The 9,222-nt window shown below is 29.7% G+C and carries 9 protein-coding genes; 8 read left to right on the top strand and 1 reads right to left on the bottom strand.

The features are described from left to right. Nucleotide 1 precedes the first annotated feature (1 nt). The 4 genes from KA468_RS01785 (at nt 2) to dnaG (ending at nt 4,516) form a co-directional block, all read left to right on the top strand. Nucleotides 2–574 (top strand): sigma-70 family RNA polymerase sigma factor, encoded by a 573-nt coding sequence (locus KA468_RS01785; RefSeq protein ID WP_291241237.1) that lies wholly within the window; start codon nt 2–4, stop codon nt 572–574. Then, the gene (locus KA468_RS01780) at nt 561–1,271 is read left to right on the top strand and encodes a hypothetical protein (RefSeq protein ID WP_291241236.1); all 711 of its coding nucleotides are present in this window, start codon (nt 561–563) and stop codon (nt 1,269–1,271) included. Before KA468_RS01785 ends, KA468_RS01780 begins: the two co-directional genes overlap by 14 nt. Nucleotides 1,272–1,372: 101 nt before the next feature. Next, entirely contained in the window at nt 1,373–2,416 is a 1,044-nt protein-coding gene (locus KA468_RS01775) for a cell envelope integrity protein TolA (RefSeq protein ID WP_291241235.1), read from the top strand. Between the two features lie 120 nt (nt 2,417–2,536). Beyond that, nucleotides 2,537–4,516, top strand: coding sequence for a DNA primase (gene dnaG, locus KA468_RS01770; protein ID WP_291241234.1), 1,980 nt, complete (start codon nt 2,537–2,539; stop codon nt 4,514–4,516). A gap of 11 nt (nt 4,517–4,527) precedes the next feature. On the opposite strand, the gene nadE is transcribed toward dnaG, so the two are convergent. After that, on the bottom strand, nt 4,528–5,337 hold the full coding sequence (nadE, locus tag KA468_RS01765) for an NAD(+) synthase (RefSeq protein WP_291241233.1): 810 nt from the start codon (nt 5,335–5,337) through the stop codon (nt 4,528–4,530). A gap of 79 nt (nt 5,338–5,416) precedes the next feature. On the opposite strand from nadE, the gene gldB reads away from it, so the two are divergent. From gldB to KA468_RS01745, 4 genes are all read left to right on the top strand, one after another. Beyond that, complete coding sequence (gene gldB, locus KA468_RS01760; protein WP_291241232.1) at nt 5,417–6,379, top strand: gliding motility lipoprotein GldB; 963 nt, start codon at nt 5,417–5,419, stop codon at nt 6,377–6,379. A 43-nt stretch (nt 6,380–6,422) separates the two neighbouring features. Beyond that, a complete protein-coding gene (gldC, locus tag KA468_RS01755; RefSeq protein WP_291241231.1) occupies nt 6,423–6,755 on the top strand; it encodes a gliding motility protein GldC in 333 nt (110 codons plus the stop codon). A 125-nt stretch (nt 6,756–6,880) separates the two neighbouring features. Next, complete coding sequence (locus tag KA468_RS01750) at nt 6,881–7,552, top strand: TetR/AcrR family transcriptional regulator (RefSeq protein WP_291241230.1); 672 nt, start codon at nt 6,881–6,883, stop codon at nt 7,550–7,552. Continuing rightward, nucleotides 7,549–9,222: an ATP-binding cassette domain-containing protein gene (locus tag KA468_RS01745; RefSeq protein ID WP_291241229.1), complete on the top strand. Its 1,674-nt coding sequence runs from the start codon at nt 7,549–7,551 to the stop codon at nt 9,220–9,222. Before KA468_RS01750 ends, KA468_RS01745 begins: the two co-directional genes overlap by 4 nt.

The raw sequence follows: 9,222 nt of genomic DNA, 5'->3' as shown, positions 1-9,222 counted from the left end.
TATGAAAGTAATCGCATTGCATAAAGAAGAAGCACAACTAATCTGTGAAGCGATTGCTAATAATCGCCAAGCACAACATTTGTTGTACACCAAATATGCTTCTAAAATGTTGAGTACTTGCAGACAGTATATAAAAGACACGCATCATGCAGAAGATGTAATGATTACGGGTTTTATGAAAATGTTTACCAGTTTGAAGAAATTTGAACACAAAGGCAGTTTTGAAGGTTGGATAAAACGTATCATGATTCATGAATGTATCGATTATTTACGAGTAAAGAAAAACAGTTTTAATCATAAAAACATTGAAGATGTAGTATGTGCTGAAGCAGAAGATAACTACGAAATGGAAGGTGATTTTTCTGTAGATGATATTCAATTTTTAATAGACAATTTGCCTGATGGTTATAAAATGGTGTTTAATTTATTTGTGATTGAAGGATACAAACACAATGAAATTGCCAAATTATTACATATTTCAGAAGGCACATCAAAATCGCAATTATCACACGCAAAAAAAATGTTGCAATCTCAAATTACAATATTAAAAAATAAAGAAAATGGAACAAGATAATTTTAATAAAAACATACAAGAAAAATTCAATTTTCGTACAATTGAACCATCCGAAACGGCTTGGAACAAATTAGACGCGATGTTGACTCTTGCAGAAGAAAAAAAACAACCTAAAATCTTTTTTTGGTTAAGTATAGCAGCTACATTTCTTTTATTTACTGGTGTAGGATATGTTTTCTTTCAACAAAACGAGAAAACTAAATTGATGCCGTCAACTGAAGAAATTGTTACATCTAAAACAAATTCAGAAACAGAAACGCAAAAACAAAGTATGAAAGAAAGTAGTGTTTCATTTGAAAATGAATTGGCTAATAACCCAACAATAAGTACTACTTCCGAATCGAAAAAAAGTACGACTATCTATACCGCTCAAAATGAAAATTCTAAATTAGAGGTTTATGAAATGGCACTTTTAAAACAAGAGGAAGTCATTACTGCAAACGAAATTAAAAAAGAAGGAATCAAACAAGAAATTAAAGAGCCGACTTATAATTACCCCACAGCAGAAACATTATTAGCAGAAGTGCAAGGAGAAAAGAAACCTAGCAATACGGTTTCATTTAAGTCAAGTTTACGAGTAAATCCAAACGAGTTATTACAAGCTGTAGAATCAGAATTGGATCAAACCTTTAAAGAAAAAACCATCACAAAATTAAAACAAGCGAAATCCGTATTTGTAAATAGAAATTACAATTAGACTTTGAGAACCTCAGCCAAATAAATCCCCAACTAAAGTTGTCTGAGGACTCGAATACAACAAATTTAAAATAAAAACTAACTTTTAAAACCCCCTAAATTATGCAAAAAATTATTTTGTACATCAGTATCGCATTACTAACATTGGTAAATAAAGTGTGCGCCCAGGAAAAAACATTTGAACAAAAAGCAAAAGAAATTGCTGTTCAAATAAAAACTATTGCTGAAGAAGAAAAAAGTGCCTTAAAAGCTGAAGTAGAAGCCCTGGACAAAGCAGTAGAATTAGGTAAAATGACTAAAGAAGAAGCAAAAACTTCAAAAGCAAAAATTGCAGAAGAAAGAGCTAAAAACATTGAAACGAAAATTGCTGCACAAGAAAAAGCATTATTAGATTTAGTGAATGAAAATGTAACTATAGAAGAACCAAATGACAGCTTGAAAAAAAATAGTTTTTCAATTCCAGGTGGTTTAAAATATAAAAACTACGACAAAAATAAGTCTGAAAATAGAACCACAAGTCAGTTTGTTCTTGCTACAGGTTATAACAACTTAGTTACCAATAATATGGTAGCCAATTCTCAATTTGGTTATGCTCGTTCTGTATTTTTCGAATGGGGTGTAACTTGGAAAACACGTTTATCAAACAACAGTAATTTATTGCATTTAAAATACGGTGCTGGATTTATGTACAACCAACTACACGCCACAGACAATAGAGTGTTTGCAGATATTAATAATCAAACTGTTTTAGTAGATGCTGGTGTGGAAACAAAAGCCAAAAGAACGTATTTTAAAAACGTATATTTTGTAGTACCAATGCATTTAGAATTTGATTTTTCAAAAACAAAAATGGTGGATGACAAAAAAGTATTCAAATCGCATACTGGAGCACGTTTTGGAATAGGTGGTTTTGTAGGAGTAAATACCAACTCAAAACAATTTATAGAATACGAACAAAATGGTTATAAATTTAAAGAAAAACAAAAAGGCGATTTCAATGTAAACGATTTTACATATGGTGTAAGTACTTACATTGGTTACAGAGCTACTTCTTTATATTTAAAATACGATTTAAACCCAATTTTTAAAAACAATCCAGTAGATCAAAACAACATTTCATTAGGTATTCGTTTTGATTGGAATTAAAAAAAGCATAACATTTGAGTTATAAAAGTGCTTTTTTCAAAACCTACAAGGAAATTTCTTGTAGGTTTTTTTTATGATTTTAATTATTGTATTTTTACAAGCTAAAACAAATTTGTTACATTGATATCTAAAGAAACCATAGAAAAAGTATTTGACCAAGCTCGTGTAGAGGAAGTCATTGGCGATTTCGTACAACTCAAACGTTCCGGAAGTAATATGAAAGGACTTTCGCCGTTTGTGAACGAAAAATCGCCTTCGTTTATGGTGTCGCCAGTGAAGCAAATTTGGAAAGATTTTAGTTCTGGAAAAGGCGGAAATTCGGTTACTTTCTTAATGGAACACGAACATTTTACGTATCCTGAAGCTATAAAATATTTAGCCAACAAATACGGAATTGAAGTAGAAGAAACCATTGTTTCTAATGAAGATATAGAACAAGCAAACGAAAAAGAAAGTATGTATTTGGTCTCAGAATTTGCTCGAGATTATTTCCATAAAACGATGCTCAATACCGATGAAGGTCAAGCAATTGGTTTGTCTTATTTTAAAGAACGTGGATTTACAAAAGAGACTATCGAGAAATTTCAATTGGGATACTCGCCTGATATTTGGGATGCGTTTACCAAAGAAGCCTTAGGAAAAGCATACAAATTAGAATATTTAGAAAAAACCGGATTAACCATCGTAAAACAAGAAGATGAAAAAACATTTGACCGATTTAAAGGTCGAGTAATGTTTCCTATCCAAAGTATGAGTGGCCGCGTTTTAGGGTTTGGCGGTAGAATTTTAACTAACGATAAAAAAGCAGCCAAATATTTAAATTCACCGGAAAGCGAAATCTATCATAAAAGTAAAGTTTTATACGGAATTTTTCAAGCCAAGCAAGCTATTGCCAAACAAGATAATTGCTATTTGGTTGAAGGGTATACCGATGTAATTCAATTCAATCAAAGTGGGATTGAAAATGTTGTTGCTTCTTCTGGAACGGCATTAACACCGGATCAAATTCGTTTAGTAAACCGATTAACCAATAATATTACCGTCCTTTTTGATGGTGATGCTGCAGGTTTACGCGCTTCTATCCGTGGAATTGATTTAATTCTGGAAGCTGGAATGAACGTAAAAGTTTGTAGTTTTCCTGATGGAGAAGATCCAGATAGTTTTGCCAAAAACAATTCATACGAGGTTTTAAAACAATATTTAGACGAAAATTCGAAAGATTTTATTCAGTTTAAAGCCGATTTATTAGTTAAAGAAGCCAATAACGACCCCATAAAAAAAGCAGAATTAATTAGAGATATGGTACAAAGTATTTCTAAAATTTCTGACCAAATTAAACGCGAAGTCTATATAAAAGAATGTTCGCGCATTATGGATATTTCGGAAGACGTATTGTATAATACGTTAGCCCAAATGCTCAAGAAAGATATTTCTGAAGCCAATAAAAAATATACCGAAGAGAAAAAAGCATTTGAAGTTCATAAAAACAATGAACAGTTACAACCAGAAAAGATTAATATTTTATACGAATTAGAACAAAAAATTATTGAAATATTATTAATTAACGGTTCTAAAACAGAAGATTTTACAGAAACATTTTTATCAAAAGATGAAGCAGGAAACATTGTAGAAGTAAAAGAAACCAACACGTATAAAGTATACGAAAAAATATATTTGGCACTTCAAGAAGATGAAATTGAATTGTCAAATCCAATGTTTAAAACCATTTACTCAGACATAATCAATTACTACAATCAAAATATCGAATTTGAAATTGACAAATATATTTCGCAAACTTCGCCAGAAATAGCCAATAAAATCACGTCTATTTTAATGCTTGAAGAACGAGATATTTTACACAAATGGGAAAGTAGAAAAATTGTAGTAGAAGACAAAAATGTAAATTTAGCACAAAGTGTTAACGAAACCATTTTATCTTACAGATGGTATTTGCTAAACAGTATTATTGAAGAAAATAAAAACAACATAACTTCTGATGTTACCATTGATAACTCAGAAATTCTCTCAACTATTAAAGATTACTTATCGTTAACTTCTGTAATCGCAAAAAATTTAGGTCGGGTTTTAGTCCGATTTTAATTCTTCTATTTTTAACTCCTTAATGATTTAGGAATTTCACAAACCGGAATGGGTTGCATCTTATGTTGATTTATAGTATTTAATCGTTGGTAAATTTTAAATACTTCCGCTTGTCTGCCAACAAAACTAGTGGCTTTTTCGCCTTTTTCCATTGCTTCCATCGCCCACTCTAACTCGTCATAAGTAGCGCCTAATTGATCTTCATCACTTCTATCATCACCGAAAAGTCCATCCGTTGGTTTAGCTGCAATAATACTTTCAGGCACACCCACAAATTTAGCTAATTGTCGGACTTCGCTTTTCATTAAATCAGCAATCGGACTTATATCTACACCTCCATCACCATATTTTGTGTAAAATCCTACACCAAAATCTTCTACTTTATTTCCGGTTCCTGCCACTAAAAAACCGTGAATTCCTGCCAAATAATACAAAGTTGTCATTCGTAAACGCGCTCTGGTATTGGCTAAAGTTAATGACAACACAGCTTCATTTTCGCAAGTTGGCACGCTATTTTTAAACGTTTCAAAACTAGGTGTCAAATCCACCCTTTCGGAAAACACTTTCGGAAAACGCGATTTTAATTGATGAATATGTTCGTTGGCTCTATTTACGTGACTTTCTGCTTGATGAATTGGCATTTCCACACACAAAACAGGAAAACCCGTTTGTGCGCATAATGTTGAGGTTAAGGCGCTATCTATTCCTCCAGAAATTCCAATTACAAAACCTTTTACACCTGAATTTGTAGCATAGGTTTTTAACCAATTGACAATATGGGTTTGAATTCCTTCTAAATGCAACGTTGTGTTATTTGACATAATTTTAGTAAATAATATAGGTATATAATTATATATTTGCAGTTCAATAATTTTTGATAAAAATAGTAAATTTCATACGATGAAAAAATTAATATTCTTGCTAATTTCATTTTTTTGCTTCATTCAGTGTAAAAAAAATGATGCTATTGAAAAAGTAGACATTAAAAAATCGGTAGATTTAAATATCGAACGATTCGATAAATTATATGCCGCAGCCACTACAAAAACATTACCTGAATTAAAAAATCAATATCCGTTTTTATTTCCAACGCAATTTCCAGATTCAATTTGGTATGCCAAATTAAACGATCCTATTTTTAAAGAATTAAATGTAGAAGTTACGAAACAATTTCCAGATAAATCGAAATTTGAAGACGATTTAGAAATGTTAGTTTCACGCATTAAACATTATTTTCCTGAAGAAAAAACACCAAGAGTTATTACTTTAGTTAATGAAGTCTTAATTGATAAAAAAGCGTTTTACACGAATGATTTAATTTTAATTTCGTTAGATACCTATTTAGGAAAAAATCATAAATTTTATGAACCTTTTGCTGAATATCAAAAAGCCAACTTAGAGCCTCACCAAATATTACCGGATTTAGTAACTAATTTTGCTTTTAGAAAAATAATGCCTTCTCAAGATAAAACATTAATTAGTGAAATGATTTACTATGGAAAATTGCATTATTTAAAAGATCTTTTACTTCCTGAAACGCCAAATTATCAAAAAATTGGATATACAGCAATACAAGAAAAATTCTGTATCGAAAACGAATTTCAAATGTGGAGTTATTTAGTTGACGAAAAATTACTGTACGATAACAATATAAAAAATTATCAACGTTTTATCGAAGACGGACCTTTTACTAAATTCTATTTGGAAATTGATAGAGAATCGCCAGGGAGAATTGGACAATGGTTGGGTTGGCAAATTGTAAAAAGCTATATGGAAAATAATGATGTATCCTTAGACCAACTATTAAAAACAGAACCAACCGTTATTTTTAACAAATCGAAATACAAACCAAAAAAACAGTAATTAGTTAATTACTATTTTACCCAAAACCTTTTACCTAATAAAAATGAGCAAAACATCAGAAATTAAAGTAAACATAGCATTAGACGAAAATAATGTACCCGAAAAATTAACTTGGACAGCCCAAGATGGTGGCGTAAATAACGAAGAAGCCAAAACGGTTTTATTATCCATTTGGGATGCCAAAGCAAAAGAAACCCTTCGTATTGATTTATGGACAAAAGATATGCCTGTAGATGAAATGAAAATATTTTTTCATCAAACTTTAGTAGCTATGACGGATACGTTTCAACGCGCTACGGGCGATGAAAAAATGGCGGGTGCAATGACCGATTTTTGTGATTACTTTGCCGAAAAATTAGAATTAAAGAAAGAGTAATCTTTTTGAACTTCAATAATTAACCATCTTAACGATGGTTTTTTTATGAAAATTTCTTAAATTATAGTTAAACTATTATACTATAATAGTATTACTATTATATTTGCATTTTAAATTATTAAATTATGCAAGATTTATTAGCAAATATTAAAATACAAGTCAACCCGAAAACATACGTAAAAGATCCTGAAACGTCTGATTTAGGGAAAAAAATTATCCAGAATAGTATTTTACTTATAGACGAAATTGGTTTTGAAGAATTTACATTTAAAAAGTTGGGTGAAAAAATTGGTTCGAACGAAAGTTCTATTTACCGATATTTTGAAAATAAACATAAATTATTGGTGTATTTATCATCTTGGTATTGGGCTTGGATTGAATACCGTTTAGTATTTTCAACAAATAATATCAATGATAAATTTGAAAAACTTAAAAAAGCCATACTAATTGTTACCGAGACAATAGAAGATGATAGCAAAACAGAGCATATAAACGAGGCAATATTAAATAAAATTATTATTGAAGAATTTACTAAAACCTTTCACAGTAAACAAGTTGACGAAGAAAACAAAGAAGGTTTTTTCTTAATCTACAAACAAGTAAATTACAGAATAGAAAAAATGATATTGGATATTAATCCTGACTACCCTTTTGCAAAAAGCTTGGTTTCCTCAATAATCGAAGGGTCTTTACATCAGCATTTTCTAAAAAACCATTTAAAAACAATTACAAATTGTACTGATAACGTAAACCCATCTGATTTTTATATACATTTAATTGAAAACCTATTAAGATGAAAAATTTAACACCATTAAAAAGATACTTTAATCTTTTAAGATTAGACAAAAAAGATATTGTACAAATATTTTCATACGCCATTTTTTCAGGGTTGATAAGTTTATCCTTACCACTTGGTATTCAGGCAATAATTAATTTCATTCAAGCAGGAAGAATTAGTGTGTCTTGGATTGTTTTAGTTGTTTTGGTGGTAATTGGGGTAATTTTTGCGGGAATTTTATCCTTAATGCAACTACGTATTTCAGAAAATTTACAACAAAAAATCTTCATACGCTCTTCGTTTGAATTTGCATACAGAATTCCGAAGTTAAAATTTAATGAAATTCACAATTCGCAAACATCTGAATTAGCAAATCGATTTTTTGATACTATTTCTATACAAAAAGGAACTTCTAAATTATTAATTGATTTTTCTTCCGCATTTTTACAAATATTTTTTGGAATCATTTTACTTTCTTTATACCACCCATTTTTTATTTTATTTGGAATTTTTCTGGCTATATTATTGTACTTAATTTTCAAATTTTCATATCAAGCGGGTTTACAAAGTAGTTTAAAAGAATCCAAATCGAAATACAAAGTAGCCAATTGGTTATTAGAATTAGCAAAAAATAATTTTAGTTTTAAAAATCCAAATCATCTTGAGTTTGCTTTAGAAAAAAACAATAGTTTGGTAACTAAATATTTAAGTTACAGAGAAAAACATTTTAGTGTTATAAAAAGACAGTTTTCGCAATTATTAATATTTAAAGCATTAATTACTTCGAGTTTACTTCTTATTGGTGGCTTTTTAGTAATCAATCAGCAAATGAATATTGGACAGTTTGTGGCTGCTGAAATTATTATTTTATTGGTAATTAATTCGGTTGAAAAAATAATTTTAGGACTAGAAACGTTTTACGATGTGCTTACTTCTGTAGAAAAAATTGGACAAATTACCGATTTAGAATTAGAACAAAATGGTGAAACAGCAATTGAAAATAATTCTTGTTTTTCTAATTTATCTATTACTTTAGAAAATGTAGATTTTAAATTTGAGTTTGAAAATGAAAATGTGTTAGAAAATATTGATTTAGAAATTAATCAAGGAGAAAAGATAATAATTGAAGGAGAAAACGGTTCTGGAAAAACAACTTTAATCCGATTATTGAGTGGTTTGTTACAACCAACAAAAGGTCATTTTATTATTAATGACGACACGTACAACAAGGTAAATATAAACGATTATCGCAAACATTTTGGTAGCATTTTATATGGCGAATCGCTATTTGAAGGTACAATTTTAGACAACATTACATTTAACCAAAAAATAGAAAACAATAAATTAAAATGGGCTTTAGATGGTGTAGATTTAACCTCATTTATCAAAACATTGCCTTTAGGTTTACAAACACCAATAACTTCAGATGGTAAACAACTTTCGTCGTCGAATATGCAAAAAATATTAATTGCAAGAAGTATTATTAATGAACCAAGAATTTTATTTTTTGAAAATGCATTAGACAAAACCGATTCGGAAACCGCTAAAAAAATAATTGATTTCTTGTTACATAAAGATCAAAAATGGACCATAATAGCTGTTTCTAAAAATGAACATTTTAAAGAAAAATGTAGCCGAGTTATCACGTTAAATGAAGGTAAAATTAGTAACGATATCAAAAAAATATAA

Source organism: Flavobacterium sp. (assembly GCF_017985075.1).
Classification (GTDB): Bacteria; Bacteroidota; Bacteroidia; order Flavobacteriales; family Flavobacteriaceae; genus Flavobacterium.
Note: the sequence above shows the minus strand (reverse complement) of the source record. Positions and strands in the feature narration are given on the sequence as shown.